At 36.5% G+C, this 21,813-nt stretch carries 14 protein-coding genes; 8 read left to right on the top strand and 6 right to left on the bottom strand.

Annotation, left to right across the window (positions count from 1 at the left end):
• Positions 1-7: 7 nt before the first annotated feature.
• On the bottom strand, positions 8-2,152 hold the full coding sequence (locus R2Q16_RS06405; RefSeq protein WP_316735895.1) for an ATP-binding protein: 2,145 nt from the start codon (positions 2,150-2,152) through the stop codon (positions 8-10).
• Positions 2,153-2,270: 118 nt separating this feature from the next.
• Complete coding sequence (locus R2Q16_RS06400) at positions 2,271-4,139, bottom strand: DNA topoisomerase IV subunit B (protein ID WP_316735894.1); 1,869 nt, start codon at positions 4,137-4,139, stop codon at positions 2,271-2,273.
• Between the two features lie 226 nt (positions 4,140-4,365).
• Between R2Q16_RS06400 and R2Q16_RS06395 the strand changes: the two genes are divergently transcribed.
• Positions 4,366-5,703: an APC family permease gene (locus tag R2Q16_RS06395; RefSeq protein ID WP_316735893.1), complete on the top strand. Its 1,338-nt coding sequence runs from the start codon at positions 4,366-4,368 to the stop codon at positions 5,701-5,703.
• Positions 5,704-6,073: 370 nt separating this feature from the next.
• Complete coding sequence (locus tag R2Q16_RS06390) at positions 6,074-7,408, top strand: MFS transporter (RefSeq protein ID WP_316735892.1); 1,335 nt, start codon at positions 6,074-6,076, stop codon at positions 7,406-7,408.
• Between the two features lie 59 nt (positions 7,409-7,467).
• Here the strand turns inward: R2Q16_RS06390 and R2Q16_RS06385 are convergent, their stop codons facing one another.
• Both R2Q16_RS06385 and R2Q16_RS06380 read right to left on the bottom strand, forming a co-directional pair.
• A complete protein-coding gene (locus R2Q16_RS06385; protein ID WP_316735891.1) occupies positions 7,468-9,183 on the bottom strand; it encodes a RagB/SusD family nutrient uptake outer membrane protein in 1,716 nt (571 codons plus the stop codon).
• A gap of 16 nt (positions 9,184-9,199) precedes the next feature.
• Complete coding sequence (locus R2Q16_RS06380) at positions 9,200-12,427, bottom strand: TonB-dependent receptor (RefSeq protein WP_316735890.1); 3,228 nt, start codon at positions 12,425-12,427, stop codon at positions 9,200-9,202.
• Between the two features lie 448 nt (positions 12,428-12,875).
• On the opposite strand from R2Q16_RS06380, the gene R2Q16_RS06375 reads away from it, so the two are divergent.
• A complete protein-coding gene (locus tag R2Q16_RS06375) occupies positions 12,876-14,177 on the top strand; it encodes a DEAD/DEAH box helicase (RefSeq protein ID WP_316735888.1) in 1,302 nt (433 codons plus the stop codon).
• A 322-nt stretch (positions 14,178-14,499) separates the two neighbouring features.
• Here R2Q16_RS06375 and leuS read toward each other — a convergent pair whose 3' ends face one another.
• Together leuS and R2Q16_RS06365 are read right to left on the bottom strand one after the other, a co-directional pair.
• Positions 14,500-17,286: a leucine--tRNA ligase gene (gene leuS, locus R2Q16_RS06370; RefSeq protein WP_316735887.1), complete on the bottom strand. Its 2,787-nt coding sequence runs from the start codon at positions 17,284-17,286 to the stop codon at positions 14,500-14,502.
• A gap of 275 nt (positions 17,287-17,561) precedes the next feature.
• Positions 17,562-17,966 (bottom strand): lipocalin family protein, encoded by a 405-nt coding sequence (locus R2Q16_RS06365; RefSeq protein WP_316735886.1) that lies wholly within the window; start codon positions 17,964-17,966, stop codon positions 17,562-17,564.
• A gap of 201 nt (positions 17,967-18,167) precedes the next feature.
• On the opposite strand from R2Q16_RS06365, the gene R2Q16_RS06360 reads away from it, so the two are divergent.
• From R2Q16_RS06360 to R2Q16_RS06340, 5 genes are all read left to right on the top strand, one after another.
• Entirely contained in the window at positions 18,168-19,046 is an 879-nt protein-coding gene (locus R2Q16_RS06360; RefSeq protein ID WP_316735883.1) for a cell division protein FtsX, read from the top strand.
• On the top strand, positions 19,046-19,273 hold the full coding sequence (locus R2Q16_RS06355; protein WP_316735881.1) for a DUF3098 domain-containing protein: 228 nt from the start codon (positions 19,046-19,048) through the stop codon (positions 19,271-19,273). The genes R2Q16_RS06360 and R2Q16_RS06355 overlap by 1 nt, the downstream gene beginning before the upstream one ends.
• 77 nt (positions 19,274-19,350) lie before the next feature.
• Complete coding sequence (locus tag R2Q16_RS06350; protein WP_316735879.1) at positions 19,351-20,145, top strand: undecaprenyl-diphosphate phosphatase; 795 nt, start codon at positions 19,351-19,353, stop codon at positions 20,143-20,145.
• Between the two features lie 26 nt (positions 20,146-20,171).
• On the top strand, positions 20,172-20,903 hold the full coding sequence (gene truB / locus R2Q16_RS06345) for a tRNA pseudouridine(55) synthase TruB (RefSeq protein WP_316735878.1): 732 nt from the start codon (positions 20,172-20,174) through the stop codon (positions 20,901-20,903).
• Positions 20,900-21,760, top strand: coding sequence for a YitT family protein (locus R2Q16_RS06340; RefSeq protein ID WP_316735877.1), 861 nt, complete (start codon positions 20,900-20,902; stop codon positions 21,758-21,760). The genes truB and R2Q16_RS06340 overlap by 4 nt, the downstream gene beginning before the upstream one ends.
• The last annotated feature ends 53 nt before the right edge of the window (positions 21,761-21,813 follow it).

Genomic DNA, 21,813 nt, shown 5'->3' with positions numbered 1-21,813 from the left:
TTGGGTGCTAAATAAACTTTAAAATTTTATCTAAGAGTTCCTGTTCAAGAAAGGGTTTCAAAACCAACTCGTCCATGCCCGATTTTAGGTATTTTGCCCTATCCTCTTGCATAACATTTGCCGTAACCCCTAAAATCGGAATATTACGTTTGTGTTCATCATCATAACTACGGATTAATTTCGTAAGTTCAATACCACCAAGTTCCGGCATTTGAATATCGGTTAAAATGAGGTCGTAATTGTGCTCGGTAAAAAGCTCAAAAGCTTGCTGACCGTTACTTGCTGCACTAAAGTTTAGTTTATATTTCTTGAGAATTGTGGTTGCCAACAAAATATTCAACACGTTATCATCAGCCACCAAAATATTTTTTCCAACCAGCATTTCTAACTGAGCCACAGAAAACTCTGATTTTTTATCTGTTTCAATCGGCTTAAAAGTAACTTGATAAGGGATTTCGAATGAAAAAACCGAGCCTTTTCCCTCCTCACTAGATAAGGAAATGTTACCGCCATGAAACTCAACTATTTTTTTGCAAATTGCCAAGCCTAATCCGGTACCTTGTTGTTTTTCTTTTGTTGATGCATAATACACTTGAGCAAATTCATCAAAAATAATCTTCTGGTCAACCGAGCTAATTCCTAAACCCGTATCCTTAACATTAACTTTTAAAATTATATTTCTTTCGTTTTTTCTCTGGAATTCTACCGATAGCGTTACCTTTCCATTATTGGTAAATTTTATGGCATTACTTAAAAGGTTCATCACAATTTGTTTCAACCTAAGCGAATCTCCAAGCACAAACGTATTTTTATCCACTTGCATATCCAGAATAAAATCCAGCTTCTTTTTATCCGCTTGAATTTTCATACTGTCAAAAACATCATAAATCGCAACTTGCGGCGAAAAAGGAAGTTTTTCAAAGCTTACCTTTCCCGTTTCATACTTTGAAAAATCTAAAATATCGTTAACAACATCAAGCAACATCACCGATGATTTTCGAATTGCGGTAACCTGCTCGCACTGCTGTTGTGGTAAAATGACTTGGGTTAATTGCTCAGAAAAGCCAACGATAGAATTTAAAGGCGTTCGTATTTCATGGCTCATATTGGCTAAAAACCTACTTTTTGAAAGTGCGTAAAGCTTTGCTTTGTTGCTATAATCAATTAATGCCTTTTCATTACGATACAATCTGTAAATCGAATAAATTATGCAGAGCAATAATAAAACGGCCAAACTAAACATGACTTTGGTAAACTTATCAAGGTTATCTACCGTTTTAAAGGTTTTTACATTTATATCTTCCTGGACGGTATCGTAGTACAGCTTTTCATTTACTTTGTATTTGTTCAAGTTGCTAACTATTGCCTCAATTAATTTATGATTTACATCTAATAAAAGCCATTCCTTATCCTTTAAATTCTTATTTAGTCTGTAGAGTTTAACGTAATAATCGTTTATTAATTTAAGCTGAAGTTTGTTATAGGCAACACTAACAGAGGAAGTATCTGCCGAAACAGCGGTTTTTACCAGCGTAGATTTTGGACTATCAACCTTTTTGCTTTTTTTATTCCCAATTGCAGCGATAATTCTACCAAAAAGTTTTCTTCGAGGTGCAACAATCACAGTTGGTTTTATGGTATCAATAGTTACAATACTTCTAAATTGCCTTGTTGTAAACAGATTATTCTTGGGTTCAACTAATTGTGGCTTATCATCAACCTGTACAGAAAAATTAATTAAGCTATCGGCTAATTTTCTAAGTTGAATAAATTGATTTGTACGTATTTTCTTCTGCTCGATGAGATCATTGAAGTTATCGACCTGAAAAGCCTTTTCTTTTTGGCTTTTATATTCTATAGCATCCATTATCACCGAAACCTCTTTAATTTCGGCAACAAACTGGTTGTAGTAAGCTCGGTTTCCGCTTACAACATACATTCTGCAGCTATTTTCTGCATTGTATAACTTAAAAATACAGCTATCTAGTTTTGTAAAATCATTCTGAACCTGAACAATTTTATTAACTGATTTTAATATCGGTATTTTAGAAAAGTTAAGGAATAAGCTTGCACTTATTGCAAAAACAACTAAAATTAAAAATACGATTACTAAGTATTTTATGGCAGAATTTCTGGTAGATTTAAAGGGCATTGACTTTAAAAATTATGATTCATAATTGTTAAAATCACAGGAAAATCTATCAAACAACAGGGAGATGTTTAATGCCAACAAAGGTATTCCAAGATATTGATTAATGCAAGCGTTTTAATTACGCAACTTCATCAATAACTTTAGCCTCCTCTTTAATTTCATCCTTTTCTACACGTAAATTTCTTATGATGTGCTGCTGCCTGTCTGGCGTGTTTTTACCCATATAATATTCAAGCAAACTTTTAATCGTCTGGTCTTTCAAAATCACTGGGTCTAAACGGATATCCTTACCAATAAACAAACCAAATTCATCTGGAGAAATCTCACCCAAACCTTTAAAACGTGTAATTTCAGGCTTGTTACCTAATTTTTCTATCGCATTTTTACGCTCTTCGTCGCTGTAGCAGTAAATGGTTTCTTTTTTATTACGAACCCTAAAAAGTGGTGTTTGTAAAATATAAACATGGCCTGCCTTTACCAAATCAGGGAAAAACTGCAAGAAGAAAGTCATCATTAACAACCTGATGTGCATACCATCAACATCTGCATCGGTAGCAATTACGATATTATTATAATGTAAACCTTCTAAACCATCTTCAATATTTAAAGCATGTTGTAAAAGGTTAAATTCTTCATTTTCGTACACAACTTTTTTGGTTAGCTCATAACAATTAAGCGGTTTACCTTTTAAGCTGAATACGGCCTGACAATCTACATCACGAGATTTGGTAATCGAACCTGATGCAGAATCTCCCTCGGTAATAAATAAGGTGGTTTCGTAACGTTTCTCGTGAGTAGAGTTAAAATGAACCTTACAATCGCGAAGTTTTTTATTGTGCAGAGATGCTTTTTTAGCTCTGTCGTTAGCCAGTTTTTTAATTCCAGCGATGTCTTTACGTTCTCTTTCTGATTGATTGATACGTTTTAAAAGTGCATCAGCAACATCTGGATTTTTATGCAGATAATCGTCAAGTTCCTTTTTAACGAAATCGTTTATAAAAGTAGCCACGGATGGTCCTTCGGGGCCCATATTTTGCGAACCTAACTTAGTTTTAGTTTGCGATTCGAAAACAGGCTCTTGCACACGCACAGAAATTGCAGCGATAATTGATGAACGAACATCAGAAGCGTCGAATTCTTTCTTAAAAAATTCACGAACGGTTTTTACAACCGCAGCCCTGAAAGCTGCCTGGTGTGTTCCGCCTTGTGTAGTATGCTGCCCGTTAACAAAAGAATGATAATCTTCGCCATATTGCTGACCGTGCGTCATGGCGATTTCGATATCATTACCAATCATATGAATAATTGGGTAACGAATTTCTTCGGGTTTATTAAACTTAGAAAGTAAATCGTAAAGACCCCTTTCTGAAAAATATTTCTGATTGTTGAAATTTACCGTTAAACCAGTATTTAAGAATACATAATTCCAAACCATGCTTTCAACAAAATCAGGAATGTAGTGGTAGTTTCTAAAAATACTTTCATCAGGATAAAAAGTAATTGCTGTTCCGTTTCTCTGAGTGGTATCAATTACCGGCTGCTCATTGGTGATTTCACCTTTAGAGAATTCGACCTTCTTCGTTTTTCCATCGCGATAAGATTGAACTGTAAAACTCGTAGAAAGTGCATTTACAGCCTTTGTACCAACACCATTTAAACCAACCGATTTTTGGAATGCGTTACTATCGTATTTTCCACCAGTGTTAATTTTGCTTACACAATCAATAACTTTACCCAAAGGGATACCACGACCATAATCCCGAATGTTTACCTTTTGTTCGGAAACTGTAATTTCTATGGTTTTACCAGTACCCATTACAAACTCATCAATAGAGTTATCTACAATTTCCTTTAGTAAAACATAAATCCCATCGTCTTGAGCAGAACCATCGCCAAGCTTACCGATATACATACCGGGGCGTAGTCTGATGTGTTCTTTCCAATCTAATGAGCGAATACTATCGTCGTTGTAAATTACTTCTGCCATAAATTTATTGTTTGCAATCCAGATGAAAAACTCTGCTAAAATAGGCAATCTCAAAGAATTTATCTTCCAACGTGGAAAAAATATGGAAAATGGATGAAGGACAAGTAGCAATTCTGTTAAAGCAACAAATTTCCATTATCCATTTTACCTCTTGCCATTTTACATTCCTTCAATTTCCCATCAAACATTTTCCCTATCTTCAACCCATATTTATTTTACTTCTTTAATGCAAAACAAAAAGCAACTTTCGTTATTCGATTTATCCATGATTGTGGTGAGTTTGGTAATTGGGATGGGTATTTTTCGTACACCTGTAAATGTGGCGGCAAAAGCTCAAATACCCGAATTATTTTACCTTGCCTGGTTTATCGGAGGTTTTGTAGCTTTCTGTGGTGCGTTAACTTACGCCGAAATCGGTTCACGCTACCCGGTAACTGGTGGCTATTACAAAATTTTCTCAAAAGCTTACCATCCCTCCATTGCATTTGCTATTAATTGTATTGTGCTTATTTCGAGTGCGGCTTCAGTTGCAGCAATTTCAATTATTGGTGCCGAATATTTGAGTAAAATTATTTTACCTGCTGACATGCAAACCGAAATCTATCGGGTGGCAATTGCAATAACAACCATTTTAGTTTTTTATTTAATTAATTTATTGGGATTAAAAGCGAGTGCTAAAACACAAAATGTACTCACCATCATTAAAATAGGTTTAATTTTAACACTTATTTGTGCAATATTTTTTGGGGCAGAAACCCAAAGTGTAAATCCAGTTTTTAAAACTCAACACAATACACTGCCTACCTGGGCCGATTACGGAAAGGCTCTGGGTTTATGTTTAATTGCTGTATCATTTTCATACGCCGGTTATGCACAAACCATTAATTTTGGCGGCGAAGTTACCGAAGCCAAAAAAGTTATTCCGCGTTCGATAATTATTGGTTTGAGCATTATTGTAAGCCTCTATGTACTGTTAAATTACGTATATGTAAAAGTAATTGGTTTCGAAGAGTTAAAAACTGCCGAGAGTATTGCAGCCATTCTTGCCTCGAAAATATTTGGCCCGGCTGGTTTTAAAATGTTTTCGGTTATCATTTTTGTTTCCGTTATGGGCTATGTAAACGTGAATTTATTAAGCAATCCACGGGCTATGTTTGCCATGGGCGAAGAAGGCGCTTTACCAAAAGTGTTTAGCAAGATGAACAAAAAAACAGAAGTGATTAGTGTAAGTTTAACCGTTTTTGCTTTAGTTGCGGTAACCATCATTTTCTACGCCAAAACTTTCGATAAGATTTTAAACTACACCATTTTTTTGGAAAGTATTAGCATGGCGAGTTCTGCAGCAACCATTTTTATACTTAGAAAACGAACGGCACATCTCGATAAAAAAACAATTTACACCGTTCCGTTATACCCAATTTTGCCTATTATTTTTATTGCAGCCTACACTTTTGTAGCCTTCAGTATTTATGCTGATGACCCGAATGCAGCTTTAAATGGTCTGTATATTTTTATTGGATTTTTAGCGGTTTATTTTATTTCGAAAGTATTTAAGCAGAGATAAGTATTAAATTAGAAAAGCAATTGTGGTTCTTTTGGGTTACGATAGTCCCGCTATTCACTACAATTCCCGATGAAAAATCGGGAGATTTTCGTTTCTATCGGGTTTAGATGGCAAATTTCTCCAAAATGGTTAAATTAAAACCTTAAATTGCACTGGTAATTCTTATTAATAAATCTGAACGATTTTTTAAGCCATTAGCCGAAAATAGTAAGATTTACCTGCGTAAAATAAACCTGATTGAAGTGAATATCCCGTTTTTCTGCCGAACGTTTGGCACTAAAACATCCACGGGATAAAACGGAAAGCAGGATTGAATTAACCGAATATTTCAGGAATTTGCTTTACCAAAAAAAGATACCACACTAATTTGATGAATAAAACGCTCTCTTTAAAACAGGAAATTGCTTATGCTGCCGGAATGATTGGCTGGAGCACAATGACGAATATTATCATTGTGATGCTGCCGTATTTTTATCTTCCGCCGAGTAATGCCGGTTTACCTCCTTTGGTTCCGCAGCTTGTTTTATTTGGTGCTTTTAACATTCTTTCGATTATTGCAGCTTCAGGCAGATTGGTTGATGCGATTTTCGACCCTTTTATTGCTTCAAAAAGCGATGCAAGCCAAAACCCAAACGGACGAAGAATGCCTTTTATGAAGTGGGCGATTATCCCTTCGATAATTTTTTGCGGCTTGGTTTTTTATCCTTTACAAAAAGCCGAAAGTTTACACAATGCCTGGTGGCTTACCATTACGCTTTGCTTGTTCTTTGTTTCGGTAACCACATACATTATACCTTATAATGCACTTTTGGCTGAGGTTACGCACAGCCCCAGACAAAAAGTTAAACTTTCCAGCTATCAGCAAGTGGGCTTTGTAATCGGTATTATTCTATCAGCCTGTACAAATAATTTTGCCGATTTGGTTGAAAATAGTTTTGCTGTTGCCAACCGTAGCGAAGCCGTACAAATTGCAATATGGGGCTTATGTATTCTATCAGGATTGGTGATGCTGTTACCTATATTTTTTATTAACGAAAAAGAATTTTCGGTTGCCAAACCAACCCATATTCCACTTTGGCCAGCAATAACAAGTACCTTTAAAAACGATAATTTTAAATATTATTTAGTTTCTGATTTTGCATTTTACACCGCCTTAAGTATAATTTCTAGCGGCTTGCTGTTTTTCTGTACAGTTTTATTGGGTTTGCCTGAATCAGAAGGTGGCAAATTTATGGGCGCTATGGTTATGGCTTCCCTGTTATTTTATCCGATAGTTAATTTTGGTTCGGCAAAATATGGCAAAAAGCCATTTGTAATGTTTGCTTTTGCAGTGCTCTGCTTAATTTTTATAACCATTTTTTTTTTAGGAAAATTACCATTTGAGCCACACACCCAGATTTACATGCTTGTACTTTCCGCATCATTTCCATTAGCGGCTTTAGGAATTTTGCCTACCGCTATTTTGGCCGATATTGCGCAGAAAGATACGATTGAAACCGGAGAAAATCATGAAGGAATGTTTTTCGCGGTTAAGTATTTATTTGTAAAGCTCGGACAAACATTGGGCATTGCAATTTTTGCCATGCTTACCATTTATGGCAAAGACCCCGGCAACGATTTTGGATTGCGCTTAAATGGTATTGTTGGTTTCGGATTGTGCTTACTTGCACTGCTTTGTTTCAGCAGATTTAAAGAAGAAAAATAAATCAAATAAAAAAGGCAGAACTTTCGTTCTGCCCTTAATTGTAAAGATTTTAATTATTATTAATAACCTTGAGGTTGTTTAAGCGTTCCGTTACTTCTATCAATCTGATCTTGAGGTAGTGGGAAATATTCATCTCTTGGCTCGATAATTACGCCTTTTAAATAGTTGAAATAATTGCCTTCGAAGCCGAAATAGCTTTCGAGTGTTTGTTTTGCAATACCCCAACGTACTAAATCGAAAAAGCGGTGTCCTTCCATTGCAAGTTCTAATCTACGTTCGAAACGAACCGCAGTACGGGCATAATCAGCATTTGGAAATGATGGATAAGGACTTACTTTATAAGCCGCAGCCGCAGTACCGTTAATTGTTGCAGGTACAATTTTTGCAGCACGTTGTCTAACTGCATTTACTAATGTTAACGCTCTTGGAAGGTCGCCTGTTTCTACTGCACATTCGGCAGCCATTAAATAAATATCACCTAAACGAATCAGGTTAACATTTAAACCCGTAACATTTGTAGAGCCTGGTGCAGTTCCAGATGCAATTTGCGAAGCTTCGATTGAATTTTTAACGGCTACGAATGGGCCGCCATTACTTGCGTCTCTAATCCAGCTGTCGCCACCCATTAAACCCCAATCGCGATAAGGAACACCTCTCCTACCAATTGTTGCCTCAATTCTTGGGTCTAATGCCAAAGTTCTATCAACCTGATAAGCTGCTTTCTGTGTAGTTGTTAATCCAAAGTCAGAGATGTATGGATTTGTTCTATAGCTTCCATCTAGCAAGGGTAAACCTGCAGCGTTTACTTTGAATGAATTTGCTAAATCAATTGTTGGCTGGAAAAATCCGCAGCAGTTAATTGGGGTAACACTTCCATATGGGAAATTTAACATATCACCAACATTTCCATTATCGCCACCTGTACCATCTGTACCTACAGAATGTTCAACTACTACGATTGATTCCGGTCCATCTTCTTTTGTAATATCAAAGTTATCGGTGTATGGCATATTTACCAAATCTCCCTTACCTGTAATTACTGCGTTTAATTGAATATAAGCCTCAGCGTATTTTTTCTGATATAATAAAACCTTACCTAAATAAGCTTGTGCTGCATATTTATCCATTCTTCCCTTTTGATTTTTAGGTTTGGTTGTTGTTAAGTTTGCAACCGCAAACTGAAGGTCTTCAACAATATTAGGATAAATGTCCTTATCATTTGGCACAAAAGCACCTGCACTGGCTTCAGTTACATATGGCACCAATTTAAAAACCCTTACCAGGAAAAAATAATAATGCGCTCTTAATAACCTTGCTTCCCCCTGGATTTCTTTTGCTCTTGCATCGGCAAATTTAGTTGTGCCTTTTCCAGCTTGTAAATCAGCTAGAACTTTAAGGGTATTGTTACAACGTTGAACGCCTTCAAAACATCTGTTATACAAATTTGAAAGGTTATCGTTGGTACTGGTTGGCGCATGTTGCTCGATGGCATTCATGTTTGGCTGATCGCCATTACTACTGCCTTTGTGTGCATTATCAGAAGCTACCTCGCCAAATAACCATTGACTTGGCGCTGCTCCATAATTGCCCCATGTTCCGTTGATGTTACCGTTTAATAAACCGTAAGCGCCAACTAATAATCCCTCAACACCATCTTGTGAGGTTAGTTGTTCTGCCGTGAGTTCGGCTTGGGGGTTTAAAGTAAGGAAATCTTTCTTGCAGGAAACTACACTAAAGATTAATGTGATTAGGAAAATACTTTTTATATGTTTCATCTTCTCGTCTTTTTAATTAAAATCCAACATTAATACCTAATAAAAATTGTCTTGGTGATGGATATACACCTTGATCTACACCTGGCGCAGAGAAAGTATCTGTAATCTGCGTAACCTCTGGATCTATACCGGTATATTTTGTAATGGTAAATAAGTTACTTGCTGATGCATAAATTCTGAAACGGCTAACACCAGATTTTGATCCAAATACTTTTGTTGGTATTGAGTAACCAATTTGAATGTTTTTAAGCCTTAAAAAGCTACCATTTTGAATATAATAACTTGATGAAGCAAACTCCACATCTGATGCACCTGAGTATGCAGATGGAATTGTGCTTGTTCTGTTACTAGGACTCCAGGCATCTAATAATCTTGTACTTTTTGCACCATCAAAAGATGGGAAATCGGTGAAGTAACGAGTCGCTTCAAAAATGTCGTTTCCTTGTACACCATATAAGAAAGCAGAAATATCGAAATTTTTGTAAGAAGCATTAAGATTTACACCATAAGTAAAATCAGGATTTGGATCTCCAATGATGGTTCTATCTTTCGGATCGATTACGCCATCGCCATTAATATCCATATATTTTAACCCACCAACACGTGCACCTGCATAAGACGGGCCAGTTGTAACCTCAGCAGTGCTTTGGTAAATTCCGTTGGTTTTGTATCCGTAAAATGAACCAAACGGAGCACCTTCTTGTAATACGCTTGTTTGTAAACTACGGTAATTACCGTACACCTGATTGAAAATTCCTGGCGCAAGTCTGTCGATTTTGTTTACGTTTTTAGAGAAATTAACACCGATATCAAATTTCAACGGGTCTTCAGCTTTTCTGCCATAGTGATAGGCAACATTAACCTCAACACCCTTGTTGCTCATATCTCCGATATTTACGAAAGGTGCACTACCGCCTCCTACTACACTTACAGGAAGTGGAAGGTTGTAAAGCATATCTGTTGTCTTTTTGTTATAAGCATCAATCGAGCCATCGAATCTGCCATCAAATATGGTAAAATCTAAACCCACATTTAATGCTTTTAAAGATTCCCATTTTACATCAGCATTTTGATACGCATTTTGCCAAACACCTGTTGTTAAAGTGTTGCCTCCGCCAACGGCGTAAGCAGCATTGATGATTGAACTTTGGTATCTGTTAATGTATTGATATGGCGGTATTCTTTGGTTACCGGTTTGTCCGTAACCTACACGAAGTTTTAAATCGCTAACCCATTTTGATTCTTTAAGGAAGCTTTCTTCAGATAAACGCCAAGCCACACTTCCGGCAGGATAAAAACCGTATTTGTTTGCCGGACCAAAGTTTGAAGAACCATCTCTACGAATAGTAAAACTTGCTAAATAGCGATCGTTGAATGAATAATCAATTTTTGTAAATAAAGAGAATAAAGAACCTATTGAACCTGTACTCGAGTTGCTAATGTTTGCAGAACCCGTATTTAAGTAATAGTAATCTTGATCACCTAATAAAAAGAAATCATTTCTACCTGCATTTAACTGTCTTGATCTTGAACGAATTGCTTCAGTACCAAGCAATGCTGTTAACCTGTGTTTTTCGCCAAAAGTTGCCGTATAATTTAAAGTATTCGTCCAGGTCCATTCAGTATTATAACCTTGATACTCATTTAAGTTATTTGAATTGTTTCCTTCAGAGAACTCCAAATTTGGATAACGCATTGATAAACCATTATAGTTTTCATAACGCAAACCGAAATTTGTTTTCAATACTAATCCTTTAACAATATCACCTTCTGCAAAAATATTTCCAAAGAAGAAATTGTTTTTGTTCACGTTATCTTTTGCTCTGTACAATACCGCCAGTGGGTTTTCTGCATTACCAAGCTGGCTACCACGACTTCCTGCAAAATTTCCGTTAATATCGTAAACCGGAATAATAGTTGGAATTCTATATGCCCAACCTAAAGCACTTCCCTGATCTTGATAACTACCCGGAGTATTCGGGTTTACACCGAAACCATAACCTTCAGAATAGCTATATTGTGCATTTTCGCCAAAACGAACGCGTTTGTTAAAGGCGCTGATTGTTGTATTTGATCTGAAGTTATAACGTTTAAATCCAGTGTATTCAATTGTTCCTTTTTGGTTTAAATAACCTGCTGACAGTGAGTATGTAGCATTTTCAGAGCCGCCTGTAGCACCAAGTTGATAATTTTGGATTGGTGCTGCTTTTGTAATTTCATCAAACCAGTTTGTACCAGCCTTATTAGCCCTGGTAATTTGATAAAACAGACCTGGATCTCTGCTGTAATTGTATTTTGATGGGTCAGCATCTGCTGCCGTAATGTTTTGTCCTAAAGCCGAACCAGCAACAAGGAAATCTGGCAAAGTTGGCGTAGTTCCAGAGCCATAATTGGCCCCAGCAGCAATCGCTTTCCCTGCATTAGTATAACTGTCAAAAACATATTGTGCATATTGCTGAGGATTCATCATTTGCGGAAAGCTTCCTTTGCGAGGCGCTTGAGTTCCGTAATAAGAATCAACTGTAATTCTTGGTGGCCCGGTTATACCTTTTTTAGTGGTGATGATTACAACTCCGTTATTTGCTCTCGAACCATAAATTGAAGCTGATGAAGCATCTTTCAACACCTGCAAACTTTCAATATCGTTCTGATTCAGCCAAGATAATTTACCCTCAAACGGAACGCCATCGATAACATACAGTGGTTCATTGTTGTTGATTGTACTCGTTCCACGGATTCTGATTTGCGGAGTAGAACCTGGCGCACCATCATTGATAATTTGAACACCAGTTGCTTTACCCTGCAAGGCCTCAACAGCACTTGCAGCAGGTTGTGCTTTCAATAAGCCCATATCTACAACTGCAACCGCACCTGTTAAATCCTTTTTTCGTTGGGTTGTGTAACCAGTTACTACAACTTCAGATAAGTTATTGTTCTCAGGTGCCAATGTAATGGTTAAATTGGTTTGGCTACCAACTGTTACTTCTTGTGAAGCGTAGCCTACAAACGAAACAACCAGCACGTCTGATGGGTTTACACTGAGTGAAAAAACACCATTTGCATCTGTGCTGGTTCCCCCAGTCCCGTTTTTAATTTTGATACTAGCGCCGATAACAGGCTGTTTATCATCACTAGCAATTACTTTACCCGTAATTTTGGTTTGAGCATTAGCACCGACGGCAAACAGCACGGCCAGTACCCAGAGGAAAAAACTCCTCTGAACAAAAGATTGGTTTTGTGTCATAAGTTTAATTGATTAGTTAAGGTAATAGCGACGGTACATACATCTGTGCCATCGTTTATTTTTCTAGACTAGAGTCAAATCAACAACAAGGCCTCACACACGATGACATCCGATCGAATTTGATACGAAAGATATTGGTTTTTGAAATATAGGAAATAGAGCCTACAGAGATGAGTAGATTATTTTTCATAATTGTATGATATATTTGGTTAGATTATATAAACAACTTATTAAATATACAGATTATATAGACAAATCCTACACATGTTAAAAAAAATCTCATTAGGGAAATAAAATATACAATCTCCCCATCACCAATTTAATTTGTTATCTTTGTGGCGAAGCAGGAATAAGGGCTTGTCAATCTGTTGGCATATTCTCTCCGCAAGTTAGTCCTTCAATAAATGATTGTTCTAGCTTCTTCGATAAATATTACATAAAAACATACATGTTATTCAAAGAATTAAACCTCATTGAGCCAATTTTAAAGGCCCTTGAGAAAGAAGGTTATTCAAAACCAACACCTATACAGGAGCAATCCATCCCTACTATATTAAAAGGTAAAGATTTATTAGGCTGCGCACAAACCGGAACAGGTAAAACTGCTGCTTTCGCTATTCCAATGTTGCAGCTATTAAGTGAGAAACACCTTAATGTTAAAGCAACCAAAAATATTAAAGCCCTAGTTTTAACACCAACTCGTGAGCTTGCCATTCAAATTGAAGAGAGTTTTAAAGCTTACGGCAGCAACTTAAATTTACGTCGCTTAGTAATTTTTGGTGGGGTAAATCAATTTTCGCAAGTTGAAGCACTTAAAAAGGGTGTTGATATATTGGTTGCAACACCCGGACGTTTGTTAGATTTAATGAACCAGGGTTTTATCAGCTTAAGCACTATCGAACTTTTCGTTTTAGATGAGGCCGATAGAATGTTGGATATGGGCTTCATTCATGATGTGAAAAGAGTTGTGGCTAAATTACCTGCGAAACGCCAAACCTTATTTTTCTCGGCAACCATGCCTGATGAAATTCAGAAATTAGCGAATACAATTTTATCTAATCCAACCAAAGTAGAGGTTACACCAATTTCATCAACGGCAGAAACCATTAATCAATCTATCTATTTTGTTGATAAACCGGATAAGAAAAAATTACTTATTCACCTATTGGAAGATAAAACCATTGAAATGGCTTTGGTTTTTACCAGAACAAAACATGGTGCTGATAGAATTGTGAAGGATTTGGCTCATGCTGGTATTAAAGCAGCTGCCATCCATGGTAATAAATCTCAAAATGCTCGTCAGCGGGCTTTAACGGATTTTAAAGAACGAAAAATAAGGATTTTGGTTGCGACAGATATCGCCGCCCGTGGAATTGACATTGAACAACTATCACATGTTTTCAATTTCGATTTACCCAATATCCCTGAATCTTATGTTCACCGGATTGGTAGAACCGGTCGTGCGGGCGCTGCAGGAAATGCAATTTCATTTTGCGATGCTGAAGAGAATGAATATTTATTAGATATTCAGAAACTGATAAAAATTACCTTACCGATTGTAGACAACCATCCTTATCCATTAACATGGGAAAGTATGTTGGCTAAAAACCAAGTGAAACGTAAACCCCAAGCACAATCGAAAGGCGGCGGTGGCAAAAAAGGTGGTGGCGATGGAAACATGAGCGGCAAACCTCGTAATGCGAGCAATAATAGAAGGTTTGGTGGGAATAGAAGGAAAGCGGAAAGGTAAAAGATAAGTTTAAAGCTGGAAAGCTGAAAGACTAAAGCGAAAAGCTACTTTGCAAATAAGAAAACCGAGTTGTAAAATTACAGCTCGGTTTTTTTATCCGTCGGCTGAAGCCGGACGGCAATGAATAGGCGATATGCTTTAGTAAACCACCCAAGAACGACCGTCATTGCGAGGCACGAAGCAATCTCTGGCGAGAATAGATTGCTTCGTGCCTCGCAATGACGAAGCGCATAAAAAAAACCTGAGTTGAAAAATCAACTCAGGTTTTTTTTATGAATCATTATAAGAAAGCTTTAGTCTTTAATTTTTCAACTTAAAAAACTTAAACTACAACATTAATAATCTTTCCTTTTACAAAAATGATTTTCTTTGGCGCTTTGCCATCTAAAAATTTCTGGAATTGCTCATTAGCCATCAAAATAGCTTCCACTTCTGGTTGTGCTAAAGTTAAACTTAGGTTCAGATTCATTTTCATTTTACCATTAACAGAAACTGGATAAGCAAACTCATCTTCTACCAAATGTTCAGGGTTGAAAATTGGGAACGCCGTGTAAGATAAACTTCCGGCTTGGTTACCCAACTGTACCCAAAGTTCTTCACAAATATGTGGTGCATAAGGCGATAAAATAACCACCATATCTTGCAAAATAGCACGCTTATTTGATTTCAAATCCGTTAGCTCATTTACCGCAATCATAAAGCTTGATACTGATGTATTAAATGAGAAACGCTCAATATCATCTTGTACTTTTTTAATGATTTTATGTAATGATTTCAGTTCGGCTTTTGTTGGCTCAGCATCTGTAACTGTGAATTCCCAAGCTTCGTTATGGAATAATCTCCAAAACTTACGCAAGAATTTAAATACACCTTCAATACCGTTGGTATTCCAAGGTTTACTTTGCTCCAACGGACCTAAAAACATCTCATACATACGTAAAGTATCAGCTCCATAACGCTCAATCAAATCATCTGGATTAACCACATTGAATTTTGATTTAGACATTTTTTCTACTTCAATACCGCAGATGTATTTTCCACCTTCAAGAATGAATTCTGCATTGGCATATTCTTCTCTCCAGGTTTTAAATTTGTTTATATCAAGGATATCATTTTCTACAATATTAACATCAACATGCAATGCTGAAGTTTTGTATTCTTTTCTTAATCCAGCTGAAACATAGGTATTTGTTGGCTTACCATCTGCATCGTTAATTCTGTAAACAAAATTACTTCTACCTTGAATCATTCCCTGGTTAATCAATTTTTTGAAAGGTTCTTCCTCTTTGGTATAACCCAAATCTTTCAAGAACTTATTCCAGAAACGACTGTACAATAAGTGACCTGTTGCATGTTCAGAACCACCGATATACAAATCAACATCCTTCCAGTATTCAACAGCTTCCTTTGATGCAAAATCATTATCGTTATTCGCATCCATGTAGCGATACCAATACCAGCTACTTCCAGCCCAACCCGGCATGGTACTTAATTCGTAATGTTCGCCATCATTGGGTGTCCAGCTTTCGGCTCTCGCTAAAGGTGGCTCTCCGGTTTCAGTTGGTAAATATTTATCAATCTCTGGTAAGATTAGAGGCAATTCTTCTTCTTGTAATAAATATGGTAACCCATCCTTAAAATAAACTGGAATTGGTTCGCCCCAATAACGCTGGCGACCAAAAATCGCATCACGCTGGCGGAAGTTAACTTTTGCCTTGCCAACTGCTTCAACCTCTAACCAGTTATTTAAAAATGGAACTGCTTCCTTATAAGTTAATCCATTAATAAAACCTGAGTTGATGTATTTTCCTTCTTTAGTTGGGTCAGCTTGGGTATCTATATTTTGCTGCGCATCCAGAATCTGGATAATTGGCAAATTGAAATAAGTTGCGAACAACCAATCGCGTTGGTCGCCACTTGGCACCCCCATAACCGCACCTGTTCCATAACCTGCAAGTACGTAATCGGCAATCCATAATTGAACACGTTCGCCATTTACCGGATTAATTACATATGTACCAGTAAAAGCGCCCGAAACGGTTTTTGTATCCGCCATGCGGTCTAATTCCGATTTCTTTTTAGTTTGAGCAATATAATTTTCTACCTCTTGTTTTTGTTCTGGTGTAGTTAACTCTGCTACCCATTCGTGTTCTGGTGCTAAAACTAAATACGAAACACCGAAAATGGTATCTACCCGGGTGGTGAAAACTTCGATTTGTTTATCGCTACCCTCAACTTTGAACTTAACTGATGCTCCAACACTTTTCCCTATCCAATTGCGTTGCATTTCTTTAATCGGTTCAGGCCAGTCGATGGTATCTAAACCTTGCAAAAGTCTATCAGAGTAAGCCGTAATTCTCATGCTCCACTGCATCATTTTCTTTTGCTCAACCGGGAAACCGCCACGCTCAGAAAAACCATCTTTGACCTCATCATTCGCTAAAACTGTTCCCAAAGCCGGGCACCAGTTCACTGTACTTTCTCTCAGGTAAGTCATGCGGTATTTTAGCAATTCCACTTGTTTTTCCTCTTCAGAAAAAGTTGCCCAATCGCTTGGCAAGAAAGATTTCACATCTTCATCGCAAACAGCTTTAACATCGGCTGTGCCTGATGCATTGAATTTCTCAATTAGCGTTGAAATATTTTCTGCCTTATCTGTTTCGATGTTATACCATGAGTTAAACAACTGCATGAAAATCCATTGTGTCCATTTGTAGTAAGATGGCTCACTAGTGCGAACTTCTCTACTCCAATCGAAAGAGAAACCAATTTGATCTAATTGCCTACGGTAAGTTGCAATGTTTGCTTCGGTAGTAATTGCCGGGTGTTGACCAGTTTGAATGGCATATTGTTCTGCAGGTAAACCAAACGAATCGTAACCCATTGGGTGCAATACGTTAAAACCTTTAAGGCGTTTATATCTCGAAAAAATATCTGATGCAATGTAACCAAGTGGATGACCAACATGTAAACCTGCTCCCGATGGATAAGGGAACATATCTAACACATAATATTTTGGCTTTTCAGAATTACTTTCGGCTTTAAACGTTTGATTGTCGGCCCAAAATTTCTGCCACTTTTGTTCTATTTCTTTGAATTGGTAATCCATTGCAAGTTTTAAATTTTTAAAGTGGCGAAATTACGGAAATTAAGGGGTTTAGTGAAACATAATTTTCGCCGTATTTTTGCCACGGAAACACAGATTTTCACGGAATTTTGATTTTGGTACGAGTTCCGAATAAGTCGTCATTGCGAGGCACGAAGCAATCTTTCATAGTAAAATAAATTGCTTCGTAACTCGCAATGACGAAAAGTTAACCAAAAAAAATGCGCCATTGATTAAATTAACCAATGGCGCAAGCAAATAATCGGGGGATTAAGATTTTATCGTGTTAAGTAGTATACCTTAACAATGTTAGTTTTATCAATTTTGGCGGTAAACTGTAATTGGTTTCCAGTTAAAGTAGAAACCGTTGAATAAGACATCCCCTCAGGAAAGGCCATTACAAAATCGTTGCCAAGCGAAGCCGTGTATGTTCCGATGGTACGTTGACTGTTTAAACTTAACTCAACCTGATCATCATCGTTCGCTTTAAAATCTATATAATCATTAACCGTATAATTGAAAGTGCCGTTTAATGCAGCATTTGTATTTCCGCTAACTTCAATTTTATTTACTGTCCATTTGCCAATAATGCGGGCCTTTAAAGAACTATCGTCTTTCTTACAAGAAAATATCGCTGTTGCTGTTAAAAGAAACAGGCAAAACATGGTAAATTGTTTTTTCATTTAGGTTTGATTAAGTTTTAGATTATAATATTAACGCCCAATTACCAAATTTCGTACCGCTTTTAAAAAAAGACTAAAAAACTACGTTATCAAATTGATTAAACTAAAGCTTTATATTGAACGTTATTGTTCATTTAAAAACCTATTAATTGGAGTTTATCAGGTATAATTTATATTTTCGCAAAAAACAAAATTAAATACATGGAAGAATTCGAAGTAAGCGACGCATCCAAGAAAACCAAAACCATATACATTTCTACAATATTTAGTATTGCGTTGGTTTTGTTAATGCTTGGGCTTCTTGGTTTGGTACTTGTTCATGCAAAAAACCTTTCTAACTACGTAAAAGAGAACATTGTTCTAAATATTATTGTTGATGAAGGCGCTAAAGAAGCTGACGTTTTAGCCTTTCAGAAAGATTTAAATGCGAATCCTGCGGTTAAGCAAACTCAATATGTAAATAAAGAGTTAGCCGCCAGAAACTTAACGCAGGATTTAGGTGAGGATTTTGTTAACTTTTTAGGTTACAATCCATTAACTTCAACTTTCGATGTTTATTTAAAAGCAGAATCGGCAAACAATAAAAGTATTGAAGCCCTAAAAGCTAATATTTCTAAAAATCCGGTTGTAAAGGAAGTGGTTTACCAGAGTTCGTTAATTGATATGGTGAATAAAAACATCAGTACAATCGGCTTGGTCATATTAGCATTTGCCATTATTTTACTGGTTATTGCTATCGCATTGATTAACAACACTATCCGACTTGCAATTTATTCACAACGCTTTTTAATTAAAAGTATGCAGCTTGTTGGTGCAACTAAAAATTTTATCAGACGTCCTTTTATATTATTTGCCTTTTTACATGGATTAATCGCTGCATTTATTGCAATAATTATTCTGTTGGCTACATTAATTTATGCCCGCAAAGAAGTACCTGAAATTATTATATTAAACAACTACAAAGAATTTGGAATTGTATTCGTTGGTTTAATAATTATCGGTTTCTTTATTACCGGAATTAGTACCTGGTTTGCGGTAAGCAGATATTTACGTTTAAAATCATATAATTTATATAGATAATGGCACAAAAAAAATCAGCCTCTACACAGCAAGAAGCAAAAAGCGAATTGGTTTTTACGAAGAAGAATTATCAATTGTTATTAATTAGTATCGCAATAGTTGTTGTAGGCTTTATTTTAATGATGGGCACAAGCGGCGATATTTATGATTTCCGCAGAACTTTATTAGCGCCTTTAGTTGTGCTTTTCGGTTTCGCTTTCGGCATTTACGCAATTTTAAAAAAATAATTATATCCTTTGGATAAACCAGGAAAACGCTTAATCAGAAATTAAGCGTTTTCTTTCATATTACGCCCAACAAAAACATGAATTCTTTCGAAGCCATTATCCTTGCAATAATTGAAGGATTAACTGAGTTTTTACCAGTTTCGAGCACTGGCCATATGATTATCGGCTCTTCTTTAATGGGCATTGCCAGCGATCCATTTGTAAAACTTTTTACCGTGGCCATCCAATTGGGCGCAATACTTTCTGTTGTGGTTTTATACTTCAAAAGATTTTTCAAATCCATTAATTTCTACTTAAAATTATTTGTTGCCTTTATTCCGGCCGCTATTTTTGGTTTATTACTAAGCGATAAAATCGATGAATTATTAGAAAGCCCTTTAGCAGTTGGAATATCATTATTAGTTGGCGGAATTATTTTATTATTTGTTGATAAATGGTTTAATAAAGCCACCGTTACCGAAGAAGAAAACGTGAGTTACCTTACAGCCCTAAAAATTGGTTTTTTTCAATGTATCGCCATGATTCCTGGCGTTTCGCGTTCTGGAGCTACAATTGTTGGTGGTATGAGTCAGAAATTAAGCAGAAAGGCAGCAGCAGAATTTTCATTCTTTTTAGCTGTTCCTACCATGTTTGCCGCTACCGCTAAAAAACTTTACGACTTTTATAAAGACGGAAACACCATAACTCCTGAACAAACGAACCTATTAATTATTGGTAATGTTGTAGCATTCATTGTAGCATTATTAGCCATCAAAAGCTTTATCGGTTACTTAAATAAACATGGTTTCAGGGTTTTTGGCTGGTATAGAATTATTGCAGGTTTAATTATTATTGCTCTACTTCTAAGCGGACGTAATCTGCAAATAATATAATCTGTATCTTTGCGCAAAAAAGATTTGTGAGTACAGAAAATTCAAAATTTAAAAACTTTAATTTCGCCGAAGGCGAGTTGTTGCTAATTAATAAACCATACAAATGGACATCTTTTGATGTGGTTGGCAAAATTCGTAATTCTTTAAAACCCTTAAAGTTAAAGGTTGGTCATGCCGGCACACTGGATCCACTTGCAACAGGCTTGTTAATTATTTGTACGGGCAAACTCACCAAACAAATAGATACTTTTCAGGCTGAAGAAAAAGAATACACCGGAACTTTAATTGTGGGTGCCACTACCCCATCTTTCGATATGGAAACTGAGGTTGACGAAACTTTCGACATCAGCCAAATCACCAATGAACAAATTTACGCGGCTACGCCACAATTTACTGGCGATATAGAACAATATCCACCAGCACATTCAGCGGTAAAAATAAATGGAGAACGCCTTTACGTTAAAGCTCGTTTGGGCGAGGAAGTAGAATTGCGTAAACGTTTTGTAACCGTTCCAGAATTTGAAATTACCCGAATAGAATTACCAGAAATTGATTTTAGAATTGTGTGCAGTAAAGGAACTTACATCCGATCGTTGGTTTCTGATTTTGGGAAAGCCCTAAATAACGGCGCATATCTTTCTAAATTAACCAGAACCCGCAGCGGAAATTTTCACCTTTCAAATTCATTTGAGGTTTTAGAGCTTGTTAATTATATTCGTAGCAAAAAGGAAGAAGCAAAACCCGCTAACGAGGTATGAACCACTTAAAAAACAAAAATGCAAGGTTTATAAAAGAAGTTTTATTAATCACAGCTGGCGTAACATCAGCTTGTTTCGGTTTAAAAAGCTTTTTAATGCCAAGCCATTTTATTGATGGTGGCGTTACCGGAATTTCACTTTTGTTAAGAACGCTGACCGACTGGGATTTATCTTACTTAATCGTAATCATTAATATTCCGTTTGTGATATTAGGCTATAGGCAAATCGGTAAAACCTTTGCGCTTAAAACGGCTATTGCCATCGCTGCACTTTCAATATCTTTAGCTTTTTTACCTTTTGAACCCATCACACACGATAAATTATTGATTGCCTTTTTCGGTGGTTTATTTTTAGGCGCAGGAATCGGTTTGGCCATGCGTGGTGGTTGCGTTATTGATGGAACTGAAGTTTTAGCGCTTTATATCAGTAAAAACAGCATTTTAACCGTTGGTAATATTGTACTCATCCTAAATATTATCATTTTTGCTTTCGCGGCATATTTTCTGAACATCGAAACCGCTTTGTATGCAATTTTAACGTATTTATCAGCCTCTTACACCATCGATTTTATCGTTAACGGAATTGAGCAATATACTGGTGTTACCATCATTTCCGAAAAGCAAGAATCTATAAAGGGCTACATTATAGGCGATATGAAACGTGGTGTTACCATTTATAAAGGTTCTGGTGGTTATGGCGAGAAGAAAAACATTGACATCATTTTTACTGTTGTAACTAAACTGGAGATGAGCAAATTGCAAACCGCCATCAGGCAAATAGACCCTGATGCCTTTGTAATTCAGCATCAAATTGCAGATATAAAGGGAGGTGTTGTAAAACGCCATGCCTTACATTAAAATAATAAAATAAATTTGGGCGTGCCCCCAAGCTACGCAAGGGGTCGGGCTGT

The sequence above is a fragment of the Pedobacter aquatilis genome (genome assembly GCF_032678425.1).
Classification (GTDB): domain Bacteria; phylum Bacteroidota; class Bacteroidia; order Sphingobacteriales; family Sphingobacteriaceae; genus Pedobacter; species Pedobacter aquatilis_B.
This window is presented reverse-complemented; position numbering and strand designations above follow the sequence as displayed.

What these genes read in the sequence shown, in the direction of transcription:
- R2Q16_RS06405 (WP_316735895.1), bottom strand. Translation starts at nt 2,152, where the DNA reads ATGCCCTTTAAATCTACCAGAAATTCTGCCATAAAATACTTAGTAATC.
- R2Q16_RS06400 (WP_316735894.1), bottom strand. Translation starts at nt 4,139, where the DNA reads ATGGCAGAAGTAATTTACAACGACGATAGTATTCGCTCATTAGATTGG.
- R2Q16_RS06395 (WP_316735893.1), top strand. Translation starts at nt 4,366, where the DNA reads ATGCAAAACAAAAAGCAACTTTCGTTATTCGATTTATCCATGATTGTG.
- R2Q16_RS06390 (WP_316735892.1), top strand. Translation starts at nt 6,074, where the DNA reads ATGAATAAAACGCTCTCTTTAAAACAGGAAATTGCTTATGCTGCCGGA.
- R2Q16_RS06385 (WP_316735891.1), bottom strand. Translation starts at nt 9,183, where the DNA reads ATGAAACATATAAAAAGTATTTTCCTAATCACATTAATCTTTAGTGTA.
- R2Q16_RS06380 (WP_316735890.1), bottom strand. Translation starts at nt 12,427, where the DNA reads ATGACACAAAACCAATCTTTTGTTCAGAGGAGTTTTTTCCTCTGGGTA.
- R2Q16_RS06375 (WP_316735888.1), top strand. Translation starts at nt 12,876, where the DNA reads ATGTTATTCAAAGAATTAAACCTCATTGAGCCAATTTTAAAGGCCCTT.
- leuS (WP_316735887.1), bottom strand. Translation starts at nt 17,286, where the DNA reads ATGGATTACCAATTCAAAGAAATAGAACAAAAGTGGCAGAAATTTTGG.
- R2Q16_RS06365 (WP_316735886.1), bottom strand. Translation starts at nt 17,966, where the DNA reads ATGAAAAAACAATTTACCATGTTTTGCCTGTTTCTTTTAACAGCAACA.
- R2Q16_RS06360 (WP_316735883.1), top strand. Translation starts at nt 18,168, where the DNA reads ATGGAAGAATTCGAAGTAAGCGACGCATCCAAGAAAACCAAAACCATA.
- R2Q16_RS06355 (WP_316735881.1), top strand. Translation starts at nt 19,046, where the DNA reads ATGGCACAAAAAAAATCAGCCTCTACACAGCAAGAAGCAAAAAGCGAA.
- R2Q16_RS06350 (WP_316735879.1), top strand. Translation starts at nt 19,351, where the DNA reads ATGAATTCTTTCGAAGCCATTATCCTTGCAATAATTGAAGGATTAACT.
- R2Q16_RS06340 (WP_316735877.1), top strand. Translation starts at nt 20,900, where the DNA reads ATGAACCACTTAAAAAACAAAAATGCAAGGTTTATAAAAGAAGTTTTA.